Below are 21,451 nucleotides of genomic sequence, written 5' to 3'. Positions count from 1 at the left end.
TTGTATATATACTAAAACAATAAATTATAATGATTAAAAAGCTTACTAAACCAATGTTTTGTGTAGTTTCTGCAATGTTTTCATTAACTGCAGTTCAAGCTCAAGAAGCAAAACCAAAAGAACCAGGTATCAATATTGCCAATATGGATACAAAAGTGAGTCCGAGTCAGGACTTTTTTCGTTATGTAAACGGAGCTTGGCTAGACAAAACTGAAATTCCTAGTGATAGAACTTCATGGGGAAGTTTTAACGAATTGCGTCAAAAAACTGACGAGAATTCTCTTGCTATTTTGAAAGAAGCTTCGAAAAACCCGAAGTATAAATCAAATACTGACCAAGGTAAAGCAATTGCTTTGTTCAACACTATCTTAGATACTGTTGGAAGAAACAAAAGAGGCGTTACACAGCTTCAACCTTATTTGAAGAAAATCGATGCAATTAAAAATGTAGCCGATCTTCAAAATTATATTACTGAAATGCAACTTTCTGGCGGATCAGGTTTCTTTGGAGTCTATGTTGGTGCTGATGCTAAAAACAGTAACAGAAACACTGTGAGCTTAAGCCCAGGTACTTTAGGATTGTCTGATAAAGATTACTACAATGCAGATGATAAAGATTCTAAAGAAAAACGTGAAAAATACGAAGTACACGTTGCTCGTATGTTGCAATTCATTGGAGAGTCTCCTGCTAAAGCAAAAGAAAGCGCAAAACAAATTTTGGCTCTAGAAGTTGAAATGTCTGCGCCAAGATTAGACCGTGTTGAAAGAAGAGACAGAAGAAAACAATACAACCCAACTGCTGTTGCTGATTTGAAAAAGAATACGCCTTCTATTCAATGGGAGAAATATTTCGCAGGAATTGGAATGGCAAAATTGGATACCGTAAATGTGGCACAACCTCGCTACATGATCGCTCTAGAAAAAACTTTTACTGAAAAGAAAGTAGAAGCTTGGAAAGAGTACTTAAAATGGTCATTATTAAACAGAGCGACTTCAACTTTGACTACAGAGATTGAAAACGCAAACTTTGATTTTTATGGAAAGACATTAACTGGAGCATTAAAACAACGTCCGCGTGAAGAAGTTGCTTTGCAAGTAATCAACGGAGTAACGGGAGAGGCTTTAGGAAAATTGTATGTAGAAAAATTATTTCCTGCTGAAGCAAAAGAAAAAGCAAAAGACATGATTGCCAATGTTATGCTTGCTTATGAAAACAGAATCAATGCATTGCCTTGGATGTCTGCTGAAACTAAAGTTAAGGCGATTGAAAAATTGAAAAAATTAACGGTTAAAATTGGATATCCTGATAAATGGAAAGATTATTCAAAATTAGAGCTTAAAGACGTTAAGGAAGGCGGAACATATTTTGATAATATGAAAAATATTTCAAAATGGGCTTATGCTGAAAATCTTGCTGACCTTTCAAAGCCTGTTGATAAAACAAGATGGGGAATGTCTCCACAAACGGTTAACGCTTATTTCAATCCATCTTACAACGAGATTGTTTTCCCAGTCGCAATTTTACAGCCACCGTTTTACAATTACCAAGCTGATGCTCGCTGTAAACTACGGTGGAATTGGAGCAGTAATTGGTCACGAAATCTCTCATGGTTTTGATGATTCAGGTGCGCGTTACAACGCAGACGGAAATCTTGTTGACTGGTGGACTCCTGAAGATTTAAAACAATTTACTGCTCTTGGAGGAGAACTTGCCGCACAATACAGCGCTTTAGAACCACTTCCTGGAATTCACGTTGATGGTAAATTTACTTTAGGTGAAAACATTGGTGACTTAGGAGGTACAAATGCGGCTTATGATGGCTTGCAATTGTATTTGAAAAAACATGGAAATCCTGGATTAATTGACGGTTTCACACCAGAACAGCGTTTCTTTATTTCTTGGGCTACAGTTTGGAGAACAAAATCTAGAGACGAGGCTATTAAAAGCCAAGTTAAAACCGATCCACACTCTCCAGGAATGTACAGAGCGGTTGTGCCAATCCAAAACTTGGATTCTTTCTACCAAGCTTTTGGAATTAAACCGGGAGATAAAATGTATGTTGAACCAGACAAAAGAGTTAAAATCTGGTAATCTTCAATTTAGTCAATATAAAAACGGCGCTGATTTCAGCGCCGTTTTTTGTTATTTTATGGCAATATAAATGTCAACCTCAGCATTTTCAGGATTTTGAGCATTTTCTCCATAGACTTCAAAATCACTTGTAAAAGTTCTTTCGAGATTGGATTCCCAAATTTTCAGCCATTCATTATAAACGATTCCTTCAGACAGATTTCCTTTCGGAGCAAAGTTTGCATAATTTGAATTCTCAATTGTTATTCCGATCATTTTTTCAGGAATAAAATCAAAATTATCAACCACACATCCTAAAATTGTGGTATAAGGTTTCGTATGGTCTTTTTCATAATCGGTGTAAATGCAAATGATATCCTGTGAAATCTTATTTGGAATTTTCTCAGCAATAGATTCAGATATAAAAGTATTCCAAAGTGCCGGAATATCTTTTGAAGATTGCCCATTTTCATTTGTTGTTCGTACTGAAATGCCAATTACGTTGAATTTCTGATTATACATGGTGTTTCATTTTATTTGTTAATGAATCAAAATTAAGAGAGAGAAATGACAACAGTATGTCAGCAGTGAAAAGTGATTTTTAATTTTAAAAAGAAAAATAAAAAACGACGCTTAGTTGGCGTCGTTTTTCTTTTATCGATAAAAGAGTCTGTTATTTCAGATTGCTGTAAATATAAGCTTCAATTGCTTTTAATTCCTCATCAGACATTTCTTTGGTTATTGCAAAATTAGTCTGCATTACTGCAAATTGACTCGGATCAACAATTGGTTCTGCATTTCCTTTTAAGAAAGTCGGAATGTCACCTTTTTTGTCTTTGTACGTTTTAGCAATTTCCTGAATACTTGGCCCAATCACTTTTTCCCCACCTGATGGCAAGAAGTGCAATTTCCTCTTCCTTCAAAAATTTCTTTTCCTAAGGCTTCTGGAGTTGTAGCTTTCGCTGCTTCTCCTTCAGAATAATTTTCAGTTTTTGTTTCTTCTGATTTTCCAAAAGGCTCTTGACTTTCTTTTTTACATGCCGCAAAAGCTAAAACGGCAGATAAGAATAATACTTTTTTCATTACTATTTATTTAAAATTACCGCGGCTTCTTTTGCGAAGTAAGTTGAGATAATACTGGCTCCTGCACGCTTAATGCAATAAAGTTGCTCTATCATAATTTTGTCGTGATCCAGCCACCCTTTTTCTGTCTGCGGCCTTTACCATTGCATACTCACCAGATACTTGATAAACCGCAACTGGCACATGAACGGCATTTTTTACCTCACGAACAATATCTAAATACGCCATTCCTGGTTTTACCATTACGATATCTGCACCTTCTTCAACGTCTAATAAAGCTTCGCGAATTCCTTCAATTCTGTTCGCATAATCCATTTGATAAGTCTTTTTATCTTTTGGGATATTTTGAGAATCTACCGGAGCAGAATCCAACGCATCACGAAACGGTCCGTAAAATGCTGAAGCATATTTTGCGCTGTAGCTCATAATCCCCACGTTATGGTGACCATTTTCTTCTAATGCTTTTCTGATCGCCAAAACTCTTCCGTCCATCATGTCGCTTGGTGCTACAAAATCGGCACCAGCTTCTGCATGGCTTAAACTCATTCGGGTTAAAGCATCAACCGTAGCGTCGTTGATTAATTGACCGTTTTCGATAATTCCGTCATGGCCGTAAATTGAATATGGATCTAAGGCTACGTCTGGCATCACAATCATTTCCGGAACGGCATCTTTAATCGCGCGGATTGTTTGTTGCATTAAACCATCTTTGTTCCAAGCTTCGGTTCCTTTATTGTCTTTTAAATTATCGCTTACTTTTACATAAATGTTTACCGCTTTGATTCCTAAATTCCAAGCTTCTTTTACTTCTTTGATGGTGTTATCCAACGAATGACGGTAAATTCCAGGCATTGATGGAATAGCCGATTTTATGTCTTTTCCTTCGGCAACAAACATTGGAAGCATAAAATCCTGCGGACTTAAGCTAGTTTCGCGAACTAAAGAGCGAATAGATTCATTGGTTCTTAAACGACGGTTTCTTTGTAATGGGAACATGTTTTTAATTTTAGATTTTAGAATGCAGATTTTAGATTTTCTACAATCTTGATTTTTATTTTTTTATTGATTTAAATACTTTTGACTTATTATTTAATTGAGGCGTTGTAAATGTCTTTAATTGTGTTGCTTAGTTCTGAATTAAAATCATCATCAGATTGTCCGGCTGAAAGCCCTTCTGATAGTGCTCTTGAGAAACTCGCGATTAGTCCGTGGTTTTGTGAAAGTTTTTGATTGGCTTCTTCTCGTGAATAACCACCGGATAATGCTACGACACGCACAACATGAGAGTCACTCATTAGTTCTTTATAAAAATCAGTGACCGTTGGAATTGATAATTTCAACATTACTTTTACATCTTTGGCAAGTGTATTTAGCTGTTTTATAATTTCATTTTTCAGAATTTCTTCTGATTTTTCTTTATCTGAACTATAAATGTCAACTTCTGGTTCAATAATCGGAATTAATCCTTTTTCAAAAATCTGTAACCCAACTGCAAATTGTTGTTCAACTACTTCCTGAATTCCTTTCGCATTAGCTTCTTTAATGACAGAACGCATTTTTGTTCCAAAGATATTTCGCGCCACGGCGCGGTCCAGCAAATCATCTAAATTTGAAATCGGTTTCATCACTTGAACGCCGTTTGAAAGATCGGCAAGTCCTTTGTCAACTTTTAAAAACGGAACTATATTTTTCTTTTCCCACAAATAATCGGCTGTCCATTGTCCGTCGATTTTGCGGTCCATTGTATTTTCGAACAAAATAGCGCCAAGAATATAATCGCTGTCAAATGAAGGACTTTTAATAATTCGGGTTCTCATTTCATGTACAAGCGTGTACATTTCTTCTTCATTGGAGTAACTGTCTTCAGAAATACCGTATTGCGCCAATGCTTTTGGAGTACTTCCTCCACTTTGATCAAGTGCGGCGATAAACCCTTTTCCGGAATGCATACGATTTAATTGTGCCGTTTTTACATCTGTCTTTTCCATAATAATGATTTTTAATTATTAGAAATCTCTCCTTGTGCTCGTTTTTGCTATTTTGAAGGCTTTTTAAAGACCTATTTTCTCATTTGCCTTGTCATATACTTCTTTTACTTTTTTCGGAGGGTCAAATCGATATCCTGCAGAAATTTTTAAAGTGACAATATTGTCATTCAGTCGCGGATCTACTTTTTCGTCCTGATCAAAGCTTACTGCATTGAGACTTGCGAAAGCAAAGAAACGATCTTGATTATAAGCTAATTTTAAATTTAAATCGGCTTGATACAATGCTGAGGTGTCTCCGTCGACATCATTGATCCCAGCGCCCAAACCAAGTCCAGCTCCAATTAAAACGCGATCACTTATTACAAAATTATAAAAGTAAGACGGAGTTAAAGTAAATACGTAAATATCTCCAGGTGTTGTATCGGGTGTGTTTAAATCGATATTAGTATAATAGAAAGAAAAAGTAGGAATGAAACTGCCAGAACTTTTGGTTTGCCATTCGTTTTGATTTACCAAGGCTTTGAATGAGAATTTGTCATTAAAAACATAGGAAGTCGATCCGCCAATTTTTGTTGTACGCATATTTGGCAGTTGAGCATTTATACCACTTTCACTGACATAAAATCCTTTTTGATTGATGAAAGTAAAGGACTGCATCCATTTCTTATAATAAAAACGAGTATTGAAATTAAAGTTTTTAGAATGTGAATCGCCAGTATTTCCGCCAAGAAATTTGGGAGCAAAACCAATTGTTACATCAATGATTTTATAATTCAAATTAAAACCAATTTGTTCTCTTCGATTCGGAATAAGATCGACATAAATTTTTGGTTCCTGATTATCAGAAGTAATCTGAAAACTATTAGAAGTGTCTAAATAATAAGCACTCGCTGTAATTTTATCTCTATATGATTTAAAATACGGATTTTGCAACGTATCATTTTGGGCAAAACACCCAAAAACGCTGACAAAAAACGCTATGTAAATCATTTTTAAATCCATTCGCGTGGGTTTTCTAAAACATTTACCAATTTCTCTTCCTCACTTCCCGCTTCGGCATGGTGATCATAAACCCATTGCACATGCGGAGGCAAACTCATCAATATACTCTCAATTCTTCCGTTGGTTTTTAATCCGAATAAAGTCCCTTTGTCATGAACCAAATTAAATTCAACATAACGACCGCGACGGATTTCCTGCCAATTTCTGTTTTCCTGAGTATATTCCAGGTTTTTCTTCTCTCGACAATTGGAATATACGCTTCAAGGAAACTATTTCCGACTTCGGTTACAAAATTGTACCAGTTTTCCATTGACATTGTTTCATTTGCTTTGCAATAATCAAAGAACAAACCGCCAATTCCACGCGCTTCATTTCTGTGTGCATTCCAGAAATACGAATCGCATTGTTTTTTATATTTTGGATAAAATTCTGGATTGTGTTTATCGCAAGCCGTTTTACAAGTTTGATGAAAGTGTTTTGCATCTTCTTCAAACAAATAATAAGGCGTTAAATCCTGTCCGCCACCAAACCATTGTTCGATTACATTTCCTTTTTCGTCATACATTTCAAAATAACGCCAATTGGCATGAACTGTTGGAGTCATTGGATTTTTCGGATGTAAAACCAAACTTAATCCACACGCAAAAAAATCGGCTTCGCCAACTCCGAACATTTTTTGCATCGTTTCAGGAAGTTTTCCGTGAACGGCTGAAATGTTTACACCACCTTTTTCAAAAACATTCCCGTTTTCAATCACACGCGTTCTTCCGCCACCACCTTCAGGACGTTTCCAAAGATCTTCACGGAATTTTGTTGTTCCGTCAACAGCTTCTAATCCAGCACAGATTTGGTCTTGTAAATTTTGTATGTATGCGTAAAATTTATCTTTCATGGTTTTATTTTTCTGGAAAAGTATCATGATATTTGAATGCGACATTCATATCAATTACTATCGAAGTGTCTTTTTTTAAAATTTTTATAAATCTTGAATTTTCTTTTTTTACTAATGAATCTCCTATTTCAGCTTTTTCCCAAAGAACTGAATAACCATATATTTGGCTAGAATCTTTTAGTTTAAAAGTAGGAGACATATGGTTATGTTTATCGTTATATTTTTTTACAATTAATCCAGAAAAATTTTCATCAAACATTTCTCTATATGCATCTTTGCTAATTTTAGCATCGTTTGAAAAATAGGAACATGTACTAGCAAATACTGCGAAAAAGAGCATTACAAAAAAACCTTGATATATAGGGTTTAATTTTTTAAACTCAAAATTAGAAAGAGCATCTAAAAAATTTTCAAAAGAACTCATTTTAAATTTTCATGATTTAATGTATTCTGATTTAAGCAGTCCGAAATAAACAGTGTTTTGCAATTCGCCATCACCGTTTCTAAATTCGTCTCTTAAAATTCCCTCTTGTTTAAAATTATGTTTTAATGCAATTCGCTGACTAGCAATATTTATTTCTGATGTACAGATAAAAACCTTATTCATAAGTAATTCATTGAAACAGAAATCAAGTGCATTCGAAACCATTTTTGATGTTATTCCTTTTCCTTGAAAATTTTCATCTGTAAAATAACCCAATTCGCATTTCGAAATACGGAAATCGATGCTTTTGATGCATAAGTAGCCAATTAAAGTATTGGTTTTTAAATCTCTTGCGTAAAAATAATATCCTTCTTTGTTTTTCTCTTTGTCAATTGCAAAAGCGATAAAATCCTTTGCTTTTTTTAGCGAATCAGAGTTGGCGAGCGTTACTGGAAAAGTTTGCCCAATGTGATTTCTATTCTTATCAATGAGTTTATAAAATTCTTCAGCAAGAATATCTTCAATTCGGTCTGTTTTCCAATCTGTAAAACTCATTGCTATTTGTTTTTTAGGGATGAGATTTTAGTATTAATTCCAAACGAAAAAACTTTGCTTTCCTGTTGAATATATTGATAAATAGCCAAAGCTTTATCAGTAAAATCATAGTTTTCATCTTTAGAAAATTCGACTAAAATATCTCCGAATTGTTCCAAATGTTCCCAATCAAAATGAAGTTGAATTAATAATGTAATAAGATCTTCATTTGTTTGGCTGGATAAAGTTTTGAGGTTCAGCCCAATTTCTTTTAGCTGATTTTCAATATTTTCTTTTTCCAGATTGTTCAAAGGATAAGGGACATAAATAAGAGTTCGTAACGTTTTGAGCACGTTATCAATTCTTATTTTTTCTTCGTCTCTTAAGCCTTTGTTGAGCATGGTTTATAAGTTGATGGTTGTTGGTTGTTGGTTGATAGTTTGGAACGTTCCATCAACCATCAACTAAAAACCAACAACTAAATTAATTCCCGTATTCCTTCACAGCGTCAATAAACGCTTTTGCGTGATCTACAGGAATATTTGGTAAAATTCCGTGACCTAAATTTACGATATATTTATCTTTTCCGAACTCGTCAATCATTTCGTGAACCATTTTCTTGATAGTTGGAATTGGGGAAAGCAATCTTGACGGATCAAAATTTCCTTGTAAAGTGATATTTCCGCCAGACAAATAACGAGCATTTCTTGCTGTGCAAGTCCAGTCAACTCCAAGAGCCGAGGCTTTACTTTTACCCATTTCGCCAAGAGCGAACCAGCATCCTTTTCCGAAAACAATAACTGGAGTAATTTCTGCTAAAACGTCGACGATCTGGTTAATGTATTTCCACGAAAATTCCTGATAATCAACAGGAGAAAGCATTCCTCCCCAAGAATCAAAAATCTGAACGGCATTTACTCCCGATTTTACTTTCTCTTTTAAATATAAAATAGTAGTATCTGTGATTTTTTGCAATAGAGTGTGCGGCTGCAACCGGATTTGAAAAACAGAATCCTTTTGCAGTATCAAAACTTTTAGAACCTTTTCCTTCAACAGCATAACAGAAAATTGTCCAAGGCGAACCTGCGAAACCAATTAATGGCACTTCGTCGTTCAACATTTCTTTAGTCAATTTAACAGCGTCAAAAACATAACCTAAAGTTTCATTTACATCTGGAACAATAACTTGATTTACTTGTTCCATTGTACGAATTGGATCTGGAATAATCGGACCCAAATTGTCTTTCAATTCAACATGAATTCCCATTGCACGAGGCACTACTAGAATATCAGAAAATAAAATAGCGACATCTGGAGCGATTCGGCGAATTGGCTGAACTGTAATTTCAGCGACTAATTCTGGAGTTTCGCAACGCGTAAAAAAATCATATTTATCACGAAGTTCTCTAAATTCTGGTAAATATCTTCCAGCTTGACGCATCATCCATACCGGCGGGCGTTGTACTGTTTCTCCTTTTAATGCTCTTAAAAATAGGTCGTTTTTTAACATGTTTTTTATTTTAGGTGCAAAGTCGCAAAGTGACAAAGTTGCAAAGGTTTTTATTTGTATTCGTGAATTACATCTTCGATCACATCTTCAATTGTGGGTTGATCTGCGACGATGATATTCTTTGTTATTTTTGATAAAGCTTCTGCGGTTGTATCGCCAATGCAGAAACAAATTTGATTATTTATAGTATTCTGTTTCAAATAACTTTTAACTCCAGACGGACTAAAAAATAATATTGCTTCTGAATTTGCTTTTATTTTCTGAGGTTGTAATGTAGTTTCGTAAACCTGGATTTCGTTGAATTTAATTCCGTTTTCTTTTAAAGCTTCGGGCAAAGTATCTCTTCTTAAGTTTCCACTGAAAAAAGTATAACTTTCATTTCCGTAAATCAAAGTGATAATTTCAGCTAAATCTGAAGCATAACCGGTGTAAGCCACAACATTAAAACCGTTTTCTTCTAAAAGATTTTTGGTTTTAAGTCCAACGCAGTACACGTTTTTTTCTTTAATTCTTCTGATTTTGGATTTGATAAAACACTGTGGACAGCATTTTGACTTGTAAAAATCAAACTCTCGTTGAGGTCTTTTAATTCGAAAGATTTGTTTTCGGTTTTAATAAAATCGGCTTCGATTAATTCAACGCCATATTTCACTAACTCTTGTTTATGAAGAGGAGATAATATTTTTGTAGAGAGTATTTGAACTGTGTTTGCCATTATTTTTTCAGAGTTTCTTTAATCTGCTTCATTAATTCTGTTCCTCCATTATTCAAGATTTCCTGAGCACAGTTAAAACCTAGTTTTTTCCATTCTGAAATATCAACGGTTCTATTGATTTCTAGTTTTTGTTTTCCATCAATAGAAAGTAAAACACCTTGAAAATGCAATGTATCTTCATCTTCATTATAAGTAACCAAAGATCCGATTGGTGCTGTACATCCGCCTTCAAGCGTTCTCAAAAACTGACGTTCAATATAAGTGCAGATTTCAGTTTCGATATCATTTAACTGAGAAAGTGCATCCAAAGTATAATTGTCATTTTCCATTGCAACAACCAACATTGCTCCTTGAGCCGGCGCGGGAATCATCCAGTCTAAGTTGATGTAGTTTTCTGGTTTTAAGTTGATTCGCTCCAAACCTGCAGCAGCAAAAACAGCTCCATCCCAATTATTATCGTGTAGTTTTTGCATACGAGTATTCACGTTTCCACGTAAATCTACTACAGTATGATTTGGATATTTATTGAACCATTGCGCCTGACGACGTAAACTTCCGGTTGCAATGGTACTTGGGTTTGTAAAATCAGGATTTCCTTTATGAACTAGAATATCCAAAACATTGGCTCTTTCTAAAACTGCGGCTTGAACAATTCCTTTTGGCAAAGCCGTTGGAACATCTTTCATAGAATGCACAGCGATATCACAATCGCCATTAATCATGGCAATGTCAAGCGTTTTGGTAAAAATTCCAGTAATCCCCAATTCGTAAAGTGGCTTATCCAGAATAATATCACCTTGAGATTTTACCGCGACAATTGAGGTTTTATAGCCTAAATCGTTTAGTTTTTCTCTACAGTGTGTGCTTGCCAAAGTGCTAATTCGCTGTCACGCGTTCCTATTCTGATTGTTTTTTCTGCCATTTTTTATTTTTTGAACCATATAAGTTATATAAGTAAATTTAAGCAGTTTGGGTAAAACACAGTTTTTAAATGAACTTATATAATTTATATGGTTTAAATTTTATTTAAGATGCTTTTATTTTGAAGACTTTTTCGATCCATTCGATGCTTTCATCGACCATGGTATCGTCGTCTTTTAAATGATTTGCAAAATGAGTAGTGATTTTTTGAATGATACGGTTACTGATGATTTCAGCTTGCTCTTCATTAAAATCGGCGATTTTTTTGCTTTGAAAATCTAGTTCCGAAGCTTTAATAGCGTTTAATTTCTCTTTTAAAGCATTAATTGTCGGAGCAAATTTTCTTCCTTTCATCCAAGTCACAAATTCTTCTTTGATTTCTTCGATGATTGATTCAGCGACTGGAATGTGTAATTTTCTGTTTTCTAAAGTTTCATCTGTCAATTGCGACAAATAATCCATGTGAATCAAAGTTACACCTTCTAATTCTTCAACATTTTCATGAACGTTTTTCGGAATTGATAAATCTAAAATCAATAAAGGTTTTTTAAGATTCAGAATTGCTTTGTCAACCGTTGGATTTTGAGCGCCTGTTGCTACAACGACAACATCAGCTTTTTGAAGTTCTAAATGCAATTCGGAGTAATCTTTAACAATCAAATTCAGTTTTCCGGCTAGTTTCTCTGCTTTGTCTTTAGTTCGGTTGATTAAAGTGATGTGCTCGTTTTTAGTATGTTTTACTAAATTCTCGCATGTGTTTCTTCCGATTTTTCCAGTTCCGAAAAGCAAAATATTTTTATTGCTGATATCTTCAACATTCTTCAAGATATATTGTACCGATGCAAAAGAAACCGAAGTAGCGCCAGAGCTAATCTCAGTTTCGTTTTTAATTCTTTTACTTGCTTGAATAACCGCATTCACCAATCTTTCCATGAAAGCATTCGCTAAACCTAAAGATTTTGAATGGATAAAAGAAGTTTTGATTTGAGATATAATTTCGAAATCGCCAAGAATCTGACTATCTAAGCCAGTTCCTACGCGAAATAAGTGATTGATTGCTTCCTGATTTTTATAAACGAAACCAACTCTTTGAAAAGCATCAACAGATCCGTTACTATTATCGCAAATAAGTTTTATTAATTGAAAAGGATGTTCAGCAAAACCGTAGATTTCGGTTCTGTTACAAGTTGAAGTTACAAGTAAACTTTCTATTCCTTCGTTTTTAGCTTGTTCCAGCAAACGCGTCTTTGCAACCGAATCCAAACTAAATTGACCTCTGACCTCAGCATCAGCTTTTTTATAACTCAGACCAACTGAGTAAAAATAAAGGTGTTTCGGTACATTATTGTTTTCCATAAATTCACTTTCATATAAAGTGCTACAAAATTATTACTATAGCATTGATAAAAGTAACGCTAAAAGTACTTTTTATATCGCTGTATGTTTTTTTGAACCTAAATAGGTGTTTTTGAGTAAAAAGGACTACTTTTGTAGCAAAATCAACTCATTTGAAGTGATTAGTTTAGAGTCGTTCTAAATAACATTTTGAGTTTGTTTTGATTTTCGTTTCAAAAAATATCGCTATGAGTTCTCAAGAAGTTATAAAAATTGAAGACGACTTTACGCTGATCCGTTTTCAAAACGATGGTTCAGAACCTTTTTATGCACAGCACGAAATAATAGGTACTGGCCTGATACAGTTTCACTTCGGGATAAAAGGAAATGCAAAATTTTTATTCAATCAAGGCAATTATGCTTTAGAATTAAAAGAAGAAAAATCGTTGCTTTTATACAACCCACAGAAAGAATTACCGCTTAATTTAGAGCTGGCTCCAAACTCGTGGGCGATTTCAGTAATTGTATCCATCAAAAAATTTCACGCGTTATTTTCTGCGGAAGCCAATTATATTACTTTTTTAAGTCCTGATAATAAGGACAAGAAGTATTATAACGAAGGAAATATTAGCCCGTCAATGGCAATTGTACTGAGTCAGTTGTTTCATTACAATCTTCATCCATCTATAAAAAACCTTTATTATAAAGGAAAAGGATATGAATTGTTGAGTTTGTATTTCAATAGAACCGAAGATCCAAATGCAGAACAATGTCCGTTTTTGATTGATGAAGATAATGTTCTTAAAATCCGTAAAGCCAAAGAAATTATTATTGCCAATATGGCGGAACCACCAGGATTACAAGAACTGGCAGATGAAATTGGTTTGAATTTGAAGAAACTGAAAATGGGTTTCAAACAAATTTATGGCGACACCGTTTACGGTTTTCTTTTCGATTACAAAATGGATTTCGCTCGAAAACTTTTAGACAGCGGTTCGTATAATGTAAACGAAGTTGGACTTAAAATTGGCTACAGTACAGGGAGTCATTTCATAGCGGCATTCAAGAAAAAGTTTGCCACAACTCCAAAGAAGTATTTGATGTCGATTAATGCGAATGTTTAGTTGAATGAAAAAAACTGTTTTTATAATATGTGTTGCTTTCTTTAACTGTAAATCACCAGATAGCCCGTTGTTGGCTAAATATAAAAATCAAGCTTTACATGATATTGAAGTTGATAGTGTGAAAACATTTACTTATGGTTTGCCATTTATTTCTCCAATTGAAGCTCAAAGAAAAATTCAAGAAACAAGAAAGCATAAACGAGATAGTATTTATAATAAATATGGATTATTTATGAAAAATCAAGGTTGTGTAATTGGCGATAAAAATATGGATGAAGCAATAAGAGCATATCATAAAATAACAGACTCTTATTTAGAAAATAGAAATGGAAAGAGATGGAAAGAAAAAATGGAAGAAGAATTAAGCAAATATTAAAAGCATCAATTTTAAAAATAACTACATAATCAAAAAGTAATAATTATCATATTTCTAAAAAGTAGCAAGTTCTACTTTTGCCGAAATTTTTAAAAACAAATAAAAAGCTTAAAGCCTAGAGCTTAAAGCCTAAAGCAAAAAATAATGAAAGGCGTATTATTAGTAAACTTAGGATCTCCAGAAAGTCCAACTCCAAAAGATGTAAAACCTTATTTAGACGAATTTTTAATGGATAAATACGTGATCGACGTCCCGTATTTATTGAGAGCATTATTAGTTCGCGGAATTATTTTAAGAAAAAGACCAGAAGAATCAGCGCACGCTTACGCGAAAATTTGGTGGGAAGAAGGTTCTCCATTAGTTGTGCTTTCAGAAAGAATGCAGAAAAAAGTGCAACCTTTAGTAAATGTTCCAGTTTCGCTGGCAATGCGTTACGGAAGTATGACAATCGAAAAAGGACTTCAAGAATTGAGTGATAAAGGAGTTACAGATGTACTACTTTTTCCTTTATATCCGCAATATGCAATGGCTTCAACTTTGACTATTTTAGTTAAGGCAGAAGAAATTCGCAAGAAAAAATTCCCTCACATGAAATTTACAGATGTTCCGGCATTTTACAACAAACCGGATTACATCAAAAACTTGTCAGATTCAATCCAGAAACATTTAGTTGGATTTGAATACGATCATTTATTGTTTTCATATCACGGAATTCCAGAGCGTCATATCCGTAAAACCGATGTGACTAAATCGCATTGTAAAATTGACGGTTCATGCTGTAACACGCCATCGCCGGCGCATGAATTTTGTTACCGTCACCAATGTTATGAAACTACAAGACAAGTCGTTAAATTATTAGGACTTCCAGAAGACAAATATAGTTTGACATTTCAATCTCGTTTAGCAGGTGATAAATGGTTAGAACCTTATACAGATGTTGAAATTGACAATATGCCTTCAAAAGGGATTAAAAAATTAGCAGTTGTAACGCCGGCTTTCGTTTCAGATTGTTTAGAAACTCTGGAAGAAATCGCCATGCGCGCCAAAGAAGATTTTGAAGCAAAAGGAGGAGAAGAGTTCTTGGCAATTCCTTGTTTGAATGATGATGATGAATGGTGCCAGACAGTTTCTAATTGGATTAATGATTGGGCTTCAAAATAGAAAATAGAAGAAAGAGCAAAGAAAAAGACTTTCATGGAATACTATAACTACTTAAAATCACTGCATCTTATATTTGTAATTACTTGGTTTGCGGGTTTGTTTTATATTGTGCGTTTGTTTGTTTACCAAATTGAAGCCAGTGAAAAACCTTCGCCGGAAAAAGAAATTTTGCAGGCGCAATACAAAATAATGGCCTACCGTTTGTGGTACATTATTACGTGGCCGTCGGCGGTTTTGGCGAGTATTTTTGCTTTTTGGATGCTTTTTTTACAGATGCAGGACACGTTTGGCTTACACAATCTTGGATGCATGTAAAATTATGTTTCGTTTTCCTTTTATATTTATATCACGGAAAATGTCATCAGATTTTTAAGCAATTACAAAGAGATGAAGTAAAATATTCTAATAATTTTATGCGTTTGTGGAATGAAGGCGCAACGATTATTTTGTTTGCCGTTGTATTTTTAGTAGTTTTAAAAAGTGCCATCAACTGGATTTTCGGCGTAATCGGAATTATATTGTTTTCGGTTTTAATAATGCTGGGATTCCGTTTTTATAAAAGAATTAGAGAGAGAAAATAGTTTTCAGTCTCAGTCACAGTTTTCAGTTTTTCTGAGACTGAGACTGAGACTGAGACTGAATACTAAAAAAATATGCTCAACTTCAAAATGACAATGCTTTCACTTCGTACCAGGATATTCCTGTCGATGATTGTATTGATTGTTGTGGCATCTTTTTTATTGGCTTCGATTTCGATTATTCAGTTTAAGACTGAAGCAAAAGAATATCATCAGGAACGTTTAGAACGAAAAGAAAATGCGGTGAAAGAACATATTAATTATGTGCTTTCGACTACAACTTACCCGCTGAAAACGCAAAATCTGGATTTGATCTTTAAAGATAAAATCCACGAATTAGCTCAGATTCATAAAATCGAAATCAATATCTACAGTCTCGATGGAAAACTCTTGAAATCTTCAAAGGAGTCTTTTGCCGTTGATAAAGCGCCACCGCCAATTCCGGAATATATTTTGAAATTGGTTCGTTCTTCAATTGAAAAACGCTTTGTAGACATTAAAACGATCGACGGAGTTAAAAACAGATCTTCATACAGTTTAATAAAAGACGAAAAATTCAAACCACTCGGAATTTTAAATCTTCCTTATTTAGAAGATGACGGTTATTACGATAACGAATTGAATACTTTCTTGATTCGCTTGAGCCAAGTCTATTCTTTCATGTTGATCGTGGCTTTCGGATTGGCATATTTGCTTTCAACTTATATTACAAAATCATTAAAAACCATTTCAGATCGTTTGGAAGAAACTAATTTGGATCAGAAAAACGAGAAAATTGTTTTAGAAGCCAACAGTAAAGAAGTCAACTTTCTGATCAAAGCCTATAACGGAATGGTGGACAAATTAGAAACCAGTGCGATTAAATTAGCGCAAAGCGAACGTGAAGAAGCCTGGCGCGAAATGGCAAAACAAGTTGCTCACGAAATTAAAAATCCGCTTACGCCGATGCGTTTGACCGTTCAGAGTTTTCAACGAAAGTTTGATCCGAATGATCCAGACGTGAAGCAGAAAATGAACGATTACTCTGAAACCTTAATTCAGCAGATTGATACCATGACAGCTGTGGCTTCGGCGTTTTCGAACTTTGCTTCGATGCCGGCGCAACAAAATGAAACACTGAATGTAGTTGAGGTTGTCGAATTGGCTTTGGATATTTTTAACGAAGATTATATTGTTTTCGAAAAAGAAGAAGAAGAAATCATTTCCAAAATGGATCGTACGCAATTAATTCGTGTCATTACTAATTTGGTTAAAAATGCCACACAGGCAATTTCAGAAAGTCAGTTTCAGAAATCTATTGTCGTGTCGGTAAAAAGACGAAACGATAATGTTGAAATTGACGTTAAGGATAACGGAATTGGAATTCAGAAACAAGATATCGGCCGAATCTTCGAGCCTAAATTTACCACCAAAACCAGCGGTATGGGACTTGGACTTGGAATTATCAAAAACATCATCGAAAATTACAAAGGAACAATTACCTTTGAATCAACATACGGAAAAGGAACGACTTTTACAGTTTCGTTGCCAATCACAAACTCATAAAATCAGTGTCATGAACTACGAAAATATCTTAATTGCAATAGAGGAGAGAATTGCAACAATTACGATTAATAGACCAGCAAAATTAAATGCTTTAAACAAGGAAACAATTAGTGACTTGAGCGATGCAATTAAATTGTTAAGCAAAAATGATGATGTTCGTGTTATAATTTTGACAGGAAGTGGCGAAAAAGCATTTGTTGCAGGAGCTGATATTTCAGAATTTGCCAACTATACTGTTGTTGAAGGCGCACAATTAGTCGCTGAAGGACAAGAATCACTTTTTGATTTTATTGAAGGGCTTAAAAAACCTGTTATTGCTCGCTGTTAACGGATTTGCATTAGGTGGTGGATTAGAATTGGCAATGGCATGTCATTTCAGAATTGCTTCTGACAATGCTAAAATGGGTCTTCCAGAAGTTACTTTAGGATTAATTCCTGGTTACGGAGGGACACAGCGCTTGCCACAATTAGTTGGAAAAGGTCGTGCGATGGAAATGATTATGACCGCCGCGATGATTACTGCTGAACAAGCAAAAGATTATGGTTTAGTAAATCATGTTGTGCCTCAAGAAGAACTATTGTCGTTTACAAATGTAATCGCTCAAAAAATCATTAAAAATGCTCCGTTTGCAATTGGAAAAGCCATAAAAGCCATAAATGCGAACTTCAAAGACGGCAAAAATGGATTCGATACCGAAATAAAATCATTTGGAGAATGTTTCGGAACGCAAGACTTTAAAGAAGGAACAACAGCATTCTTAGAAAAACGTAAAGCTGAATTTACAGGGAAATAAGTTGTTCCACAAAGTTACACGGAGATAACACAGAGATTCACAAAGAATTTTTATCTAAAGCTTTGCGTAACTTTGCGAAATCTTTGTGCAACTTTGTGGTATAATATTTAGAAGAGGTTAAAAACTTAGAACCTCAGCATCTCAGAACCTTAGCACTTTAAAAAAAATGTACGAACCAATATTTGCCCTTTTTTGTGAACGAGTTAAAGAAAGCATCCAATCTGGAACTTTCGCAAAACTGACTTTGGCCAAAACTATGGGCGACACCGAAATCAAAAACATCTATTTCAGACTAGTTCTGAATGAAGATAATACATTCTCTATTTCCCTTACGACCAGATATAAAACAGAAGAAATTGAAAGCATTCATACTTTAGATGAAGCTTTGTTGATTTTGGGGACTTATATCAAAAAACCGTTTCTAACGGCGCTTTTATTTACTACAGATAACGACGTTACTTTCAAAGTAAACAAAAAGAATGCTGGAAGCATTATCGAACAAGATCCGACATTTAAAAATGCATCGCCAGTAATGTTAGAAATGATTGAGAAAGGAATTGTTTAGATAATTTTTTCTCGGGTTTGTCAGGCTGAGCGAAGTCGAGGCCTCGCAAAGTGATGTAGCAAACGGGGCATTCGACTTCGCTCAGCCTGACAAATGAATAAATCTTTGTGAACCTTTGCGAAATTCTTCGCGAATCTCTGCGAAATAACCTCTAAACCAGCTTCACAAACAAATTAGAGGCAATTTTATTCGAAATAGACAATTCCCTTTCATTTACCTTAATTTTCACAGATAAATCAAAAGATTCTTTAGAAATAAACTCAATTTTAGAACCCAAAGCAATTCCTTGTTTATCGAGATATTTCAAAAATTCCGAAGAAGTATCTTTTACACCTACGCAAACTCCGGTCTGATTTTCAGATAATTCAGAAAGCAATTGTTTTTCAATTTTAATTATTCGGCCGTTAGCATCCGGAATCGGATCGCCATGTGGATCTTCAGTCGGATTTCCTAGAAAATCATCCAAACGGTTAATCAATTGCTCTGATTTGATATGCTCCAATTGTTCAGCGATATCATGAACCTCATCCCAGCTGAAATTCAGTTTTTCAACTAAAAACACTTCCCAAAGGCGATGTTTTCTCACAATCATTTTGGCGACGAGTTTTCCGTTTTCAGTCAAAGAAACACCTTGATATTTTTTATAATTTACTAAATCTTTCTCTGCCAGTTTTTTAAGCATATCTGTAACCGAGGAAGCCTTGGTTTCCATGATTTCAGCAATAGCATTTGTGCTGACTTCAGTTTCCAAAGCGGCAGTTAGGTGATAGATCGATTTAAGGTAGTTTTCTTCTGAAAAAGTCATTTCTTTTGAGGTTCTAAGGTTCTAAGGGGCTGAGGTTCTAAGGTTTTGTTTTAAAGTTTTCGAGAGAAACCTTAGAACCTTAGCAACTCAGTACCTCAGCATCTTTTTATTTAACAATCAACAAAGGTATTGAAATTTTATGTCTCAATTTGTCTACCGTTGTGCCGAAAAGGATATCTTTTAGTCCAGTGTGGCCGTGGGTTCCCATTACCAGAATGTCAAAATTGCCTTCATTAATGATTTTTGGAATTACTTTGTTTGGTTTTCCAAAACCGAGTTCTGTTTTAATTTTGAAGCCTTTTTCGGAAAGCATTTCTTTATATTTCAGCAATAATTTCTCGTCAATTGTGGTTTCATGATCGTGAACGTGAACTCCGTACATTAATGCACCGACGGTTTCTACAATGTGAATGAGTGTATATTCAGTGTCAATGCCACCCAATTCAAAGGCTTTGTTTAAAGCGGCTTCATCAGCTTTTGAGAAATCGACAGAAACCGCTATGTTTTTGATACTCTGGCTTTCTCTTGGTGTGAATTTAAGTTTTAGATGATGTGGTGAATGATTTATGGCTTTAGACTTGGCTTTTGCAATAAAAGGCTTGAAAACTATATAAAGCAATAATCCGGCAAATGCAAAAGCAAGAGGAACCACAGTAAACCAAAGCACAGTTGGGTTATTCGAGCTTTCAAGCCACGAAGTAATTTCGTCATAAACTAATTTTGCATTTAATGAAACAATGATTGAAGCAATGATCCAAGAAATAATCTGAGTGGTTTTAGAAATATGAAAACCATTCATTTTAGATTTGTCACTTACGAAATGAATAAGCGGAATAATAGCAAATCCCAATTGAAGACTCAGAATAACTTGGCTTAAAATCAATAATTTACCTGTTACACTTTCGCCATAAATATAAATTACTATTAATGCCGGAACAATTGCAATCAGACGCGTTATAATTCTACGAACCCAAGGCTGAATGCGTAAATGCAAATATCCTTCCATTACAATTTGTCCCGCAAGTGTTCCTGTTACTGTTGAACTTTGTCCTGCGGCGATTAAAGCAACGGCAAATAATATTGGTGCCCATTTGGTTCCCAACAAAGGTTCGAGAAATTGATGAGCATCCTGAATTTCAGCAACTTCAAACATTCCGTTTTTATGGAAAGTTGTCTGCAGCAAGGATTAAAATGGTCGCATTTACAAAGAAAGCCAGATTAAGTGCGATTGTAGAATCGATCAAATTGTATTTTAAAGCCTGTTTGATTCCGGCTGGCGTTCTGTCGAATTTTCTGGTTTGCACTAAAGAGGAATGCAGATAAAGATTATGAGGCATTACCGTCGCACCTATAATTCCGATGGCAATGTATAAAGCGGCAGAGTTTGGAATAGAAGGAACAAGTCCGCCGATGATTTTGTGAATTTCGGGTTCGGCAAAAATCATCTCAAAAATGAAAGAAAACCCAATTATAGCGACCAAAGCAATAATGAAGGCTTCCATTTTTCGAATTCCTTTATTGATTAGGAATAATAAAATAAAAGTATCTAAAACTGTGATCAAAACGCCTTCAAGCAATGGAATTCCGAATAAAAGATTAATTCCAATAGCCATTCCAAGTACTTCTGCTAAATCACAGGCCGCAATGGCAATTTCTGCTAAAAAGTATAAAATGTAGTTGATGTATTTTGAATAGGTTTCGCGAGAAGCTTGTGCGAGGTCGCGTTGTGTGACAATTCCGAGGCGTGCGCTTAAACTTTGCAAAAGCAAAGCCATCAAATTACTCATTAATAAAACCCAGACTAAAGTATAGCCAAACTGACTTCCGCCAGCGATATCTGTTGCCCAGTTACCAGGATCCATATAACCGACGCTTACTAAATAGGCCGGACCTAAAAATGCTAATATTTTCCTGAAACCTGTTTTTTTATGCTCTGTAGCAACCGATTGGTTTACTTCTTCTAAAGATTTGGTCATTTTAAAAAATGTTGTTTTAACAAATATAGGTATAAATTATATTCGTTGAACAA

At 34.8% G+C, this 21,451-nt stretch carries 15 protein-coding genes and 9 pseudogenes; 8 read left to right on the top strand and 16 right to left on the bottom strand.

The annotated features are described in order from the left end of the window. Positions 1 to 29: 29 nt before the first annotated feature. Positions 30 to 2,091 (top strand): annotated as a pseudogene (locus ACQ9BO_RS02165) (M13 family metallopeptidase). Positions 2,092 to 2,142: 51 nt separating this feature from the next. Here ACQ9BO_RS02165 and ACQ9BO_RS02160 read toward each other — a convergent pair. The 14 genes and pseudogenes from ACQ9BO_RS02160 to hemA all read right to left on the bottom strand — a co-directional run bounded on the left by ACQ9BO_RS02160 (position 2,143) and on the right by hemA (position 12,495). Continuing rightward, positions 2,143 to 2,592 (bottom strand): GyrI-like domain-containing protein, encoded by a 450-nt coding sequence (locus ACQ9BO_RS02160; protein WP_431243462.1) that lies wholly within the window; start codon positions 2,590 to 2,592, stop codon positions 2,143 to 2,145. Between the two features lie 151 nt (positions 2,593 to 2,743). Then, a complete protein-coding gene (locus ACQ9BO_RS02155; RefSeq protein WP_431243461.1) occupies positions 2,744 to 2,968 on the bottom strand; it encodes a c-type cytochrome in 225 nt (74 codons plus the stop codon). Next, positions 2,944 to 3,153 (bottom strand): hypothetical protein, encoded by a 210-nt coding sequence (locus ACQ9BO_RS02150; RefSeq protein WP_431243460.1) that lies wholly within the window; start codon positions 3,151 to 3,153, stop codon positions 2,944 to 2,946. Before ACQ9BO_RS02150 ends, ACQ9BO_RS02155 begins: the two co-directional genes overlap by 25 nt. Before the next feature lie 2 nt (positions 3,154 to 3,155). After that, positions 3,156 to 4,149 (bottom strand): annotated as a pseudogene (gene hemB, locus ACQ9BO_RS02145) (porphobilinogen synthase). 89 nt (positions 4,150 to 4,238) lie between these two features. Then, the gene (locus ACQ9BO_RS02140; protein WP_431243459.1) at positions 4,239 to 5,141 is read right to left on the bottom strand and encodes a fructose bisphosphate aldolase; all 903 of its coding nucleotides are present in this window, start codon (positions 5,139 to 5,141) and stop codon (positions 4,239 to 4,241) included. A 63-nt stretch (positions 5,142 to 5,204) separates the two neighbouring features. Then, positions 5,205 to 6,131, bottom strand: coding sequence for a DUF4421 family protein (locus ACQ9BO_RS02135; RefSeq protein ID WP_431243458.1), 927 nt, complete (start codon positions 6,129 to 6,131; stop codon positions 5,205 to 5,207). Between the two features lie 2 nt (positions 6,132 to 6,133). Beyond that, positions 6,134 to 7,035: pseudogene (gene hemF, locus ACQ9BO_RS02130) on the bottom strand (oxygen-dependent coproporphyrinogen oxidase). Between the two features lie 4 nt (positions 7,036 to 7,039). After that, entirely contained in the window at positions 7,040 to 7,459 is a 420-nt protein-coding gene (locus ACQ9BO_RS02125; protein WP_431243457.1) for a hypothetical protein, read from the bottom strand. A gap of 9 nt (positions 7,460 to 7,468) precedes the next feature. Then, positions 7,469 to 8,014, bottom strand: a complete 546-nt coding sequence (locus ACQ9BO_RS02120) for a GNAT family N-acetyltransferase (protein ID WP_431243456.1) — start codon at positions 8,012 to 8,014, stop codon at positions 7,469 to 7,471. Positions 8,015 to 8,016: 2 nt separating this feature from the next. Then, positions 8,017 to 8,394 carry a hypothetical protein gene (locus ACQ9BO_RS02115; RefSeq protein WP_431243455.1) on the bottom strand — a complete coding sequence of 126 codons (378 nt, stop codon included), beginning with the start codon at positions 8,392 to 8,394 and terminating at the stop codon, positions 8,017 to 8,019. Between the two features lie 82 nt (positions 8,395 to 8,476). Continuing rightward, positions 8,477 to 9,503 (bottom strand): annotated as a pseudogene (hemE, locus tag ACQ9BO_RS02110) (uroporphyrinogen decarboxylase). Between the two features lie 50 nt (positions 9,504 to 9,553). Beyond that, positions 9,554 to 10,218: pseudogene (locus tag ACQ9BO_RS02105) on the bottom strand (uroporphyrinogen-III synthase). Next, positions 10,218 to 11,140: pseudogene (hemC, locus tag ACQ9BO_RS02100) on the bottom strand (hydroxymethylbilane synthase). Before hemC ends, ACQ9BO_RS02105 begins: the two co-directional pseudogenes overlap by 1 nt. A gap of 104 nt (positions 11,141 to 11,244) precedes the next feature. After that, positions 11,245 to 12,495: a glutamyl-tRNA reductase gene (gene hemA, locus ACQ9BO_RS02095; protein WP_431243454.1), complete on the bottom strand. Its 1,251-nt coding sequence runs from the start codon at positions 12,493 to 12,495 to the stop codon at positions 11,245 to 11,247. Positions 12,496 to 12,722: 227 nt separating this feature from the next. Here hemA and ACQ9BO_RS02090 point away from each other — a divergent pair, with 227 nt between their 5' ends. The 7 genes and pseudogenes from ACQ9BO_RS02090 to ACQ9BO_RS02060 all read left to right on the top strand — a co-directional run bounded on the left by ACQ9BO_RS02090 (position 12,723) and on the right by ACQ9BO_RS02060 (position 18,617). Next, complete coding sequence (locus ACQ9BO_RS02090; protein ID WP_431243453.1) at positions 12,723 to 13,598, top strand: helix-turn-helix domain-containing protein; 876 nt, start codon at positions 12,723 to 12,725, stop codon at positions 13,596 to 13,598. A 4-nt stretch (positions 13,599 to 13,602) separates the two neighbouring features. Continuing rightward, positions 13,603 to 13,974 (top strand): hypothetical protein, encoded by a 372-nt coding sequence (locus ACQ9BO_RS02085; RefSeq protein WP_431243452.1) that lies wholly within the window; start codon positions 13,603 to 13,605, stop codon positions 13,972 to 13,974. A gap of 144 nt (positions 13,975 to 14,118) precedes the next feature. Beyond that, entirely contained in the window at positions 14,119 to 15,135 is a 1,017-nt protein-coding gene (gene hemH, locus ACQ9BO_RS02080; protein WP_431243451.1) for a ferrochelatase, read from the top strand. Positions 15,136 to 15,168: 33 nt separating this feature from the next. Beyond that, positions 15,169 to 15,716 (top strand): annotated as a pseudogene (locus ACQ9BO_RS02075) (CopD family protein). Positions 15,717 to 15,842: 126 nt separating this feature from the next. Beyond that, positions 15,843 to 17,258 (top strand): sensor histidine kinase, encoded by a 1,416-nt coding sequence (locus tag ACQ9BO_RS02070; RefSeq protein WP_431245051.1) that lies wholly within the window; start codon positions 15,843 to 15,845, stop codon positions 17,256 to 17,258. A gap of 10 nt (positions 17,259 to 17,268) precedes the next feature. Then, positions 17,269 to 18,052: pseudogene (locus ACQ9BO_RS02065) on the top strand (enoyl-CoA hydratase/isomerase family protein). A 166-nt stretch (positions 18,053 to 18,218) separates the two neighbouring features. Further along, complete coding sequence (locus tag ACQ9BO_RS02060) at positions 18,219 to 18,617, top strand: hypothetical protein (RefSeq protein WP_431243450.1); 399 nt, start codon at positions 18,219 to 18,221, stop codon at positions 18,615 to 18,617. A gap of 151 nt (positions 18,618 to 18,768) precedes the next feature. Here ACQ9BO_RS02060 and ACQ9BO_RS02055 read toward each other — a convergent pair whose 3' ends face one another. Further along, entirely contained in the window at positions 18,769 to 19,422 is a 654-nt protein-coding gene (locus ACQ9BO_RS02055) for a metal-dependent transcriptional regulator (RefSeq protein WP_431243449.1), read from the bottom strand. A gap of 106 nt (positions 19,423 to 19,528) precedes the next feature. Beyond that, a pseudogene (locus ACQ9BO_RS02050) lies at positions 19,529 to 21,398 on the bottom strand (Nramp family divalent metal transporter). Positions 21,399 to 21,451 lie beyond the last annotated feature (53 nt).

Source organism: Flavobacterium sp. P21, from assembly GCF_050632225.1.
Taxonomy (GTDB): domain Bacteria; phylum Bacteroidota; class Bacteroidia; order Flavobacteriales; family Flavobacteriaceae; genus Flavobacterium.
The sequence above is the reverse complement of the archived record's forward strand: the minus strand, read 5'-3'. Positions and strand labels throughout refer to the sequence as shown.

What these genes read in the sequence shown, in the direction of transcription:
- ACQ9BO_RS02160 (WP_431243462.1), bottom strand. Translation starts at nt 2,592, where the DNA reads ATGTATAATCAGAAATTCAACGTAATTGGCATTTCAGTACGAACAACA.
- ACQ9BO_RS02150 (WP_431243460.1), bottom strand. Translation starts at nt 3,153, where the DNA reads ATGAAAAAAGTATTATTCTTATCTGCCGTTTTAGCTTTTGCGGCATGT.
- ACQ9BO_RS02140 (WP_431243459.1), bottom strand. Translation starts at nt 5,141, where the DNA reads ATGGAAAAGACAGATGTAAAAACGGCACAATTAAATCGTATGCATTCC.
- ACQ9BO_RS02135 (WP_431243458.1), bottom strand. Translation starts at nt 6,131, where the DNA reads ATGATTTACATAGCGTTTTTTGTCAGCGTTTTTGGGTGTTTTGCCCAA.
- ACQ9BO_RS02125 (WP_431243457.1), bottom strand. Translation starts at nt 7,459, where the DNA reads ATGAGTTCTTTTGAAAATTTTTTAGATGCTCTTTCTAATTTTGAGTTT.
- ACQ9BO_RS02120 (WP_431243456.1), bottom strand. Translation starts at nt 8,014, where the DNA reads ATGAGTTTTACAGATTGGAAAACAGACCGAATTGAAGATATTCTTGCT.
- ACQ9BO_RS02115 (WP_431243455.1), bottom strand. Translation starts at nt 8,394, where the DNA reads ATGCTCAACAAAGGCTTAAGAGACGAAGAAAAAATAAGAATTGATAAC.
- hemA (WP_431243454.1), bottom strand. Translation starts at nt 12,495, where the DNA reads ATGGAAAACAATAATGTACCGAAACACCTTTATTTTTACTCAGTTGGT.
- ACQ9BO_RS02090 (WP_431243453.1), top strand. Translation starts at nt 12,723, where the DNA reads ATGAGTTCTCAAGAAGTTATAAAAATTGAAGACGACTTTACGCTGATC.
- ACQ9BO_RS02085 (WP_431243452.1), top strand. Translation starts at nt 13,603, where the DNA reads ATGAAAAAAACTGTTTTTATAATATGTGTTGCTTTCTTTAACTGTAAA.
- hemH (WP_431243451.1), top strand. Translation starts at nt 14,119, where the DNA reads ATGAAAGGCGTATTATTAGTAAACTTAGGATCTCCAGAAAGTCCAACT.
- ACQ9BO_RS02070 (WP_431245051.1), top strand. Translation starts at nt 15,843, where the DNA reads ATGATTGTATTGATTGTTGTGGCATCTTTTTTATTGGCTTCGATTTCG.
- ACQ9BO_RS02060 (WP_431243450.1), top strand. Translation starts at nt 18,219, where the DNA reads ATGTACGAACCAATATTTGCCCTTTTTTGTGAACGAGTTAAAGAAAGC.
- ACQ9BO_RS02055 (WP_431243449.1), bottom strand. Translation starts at nt 19,422, where the DNA reads ATGACTTTTTCAGAAGAAAACTACCTTAAATCGATCTATCACCTAACT.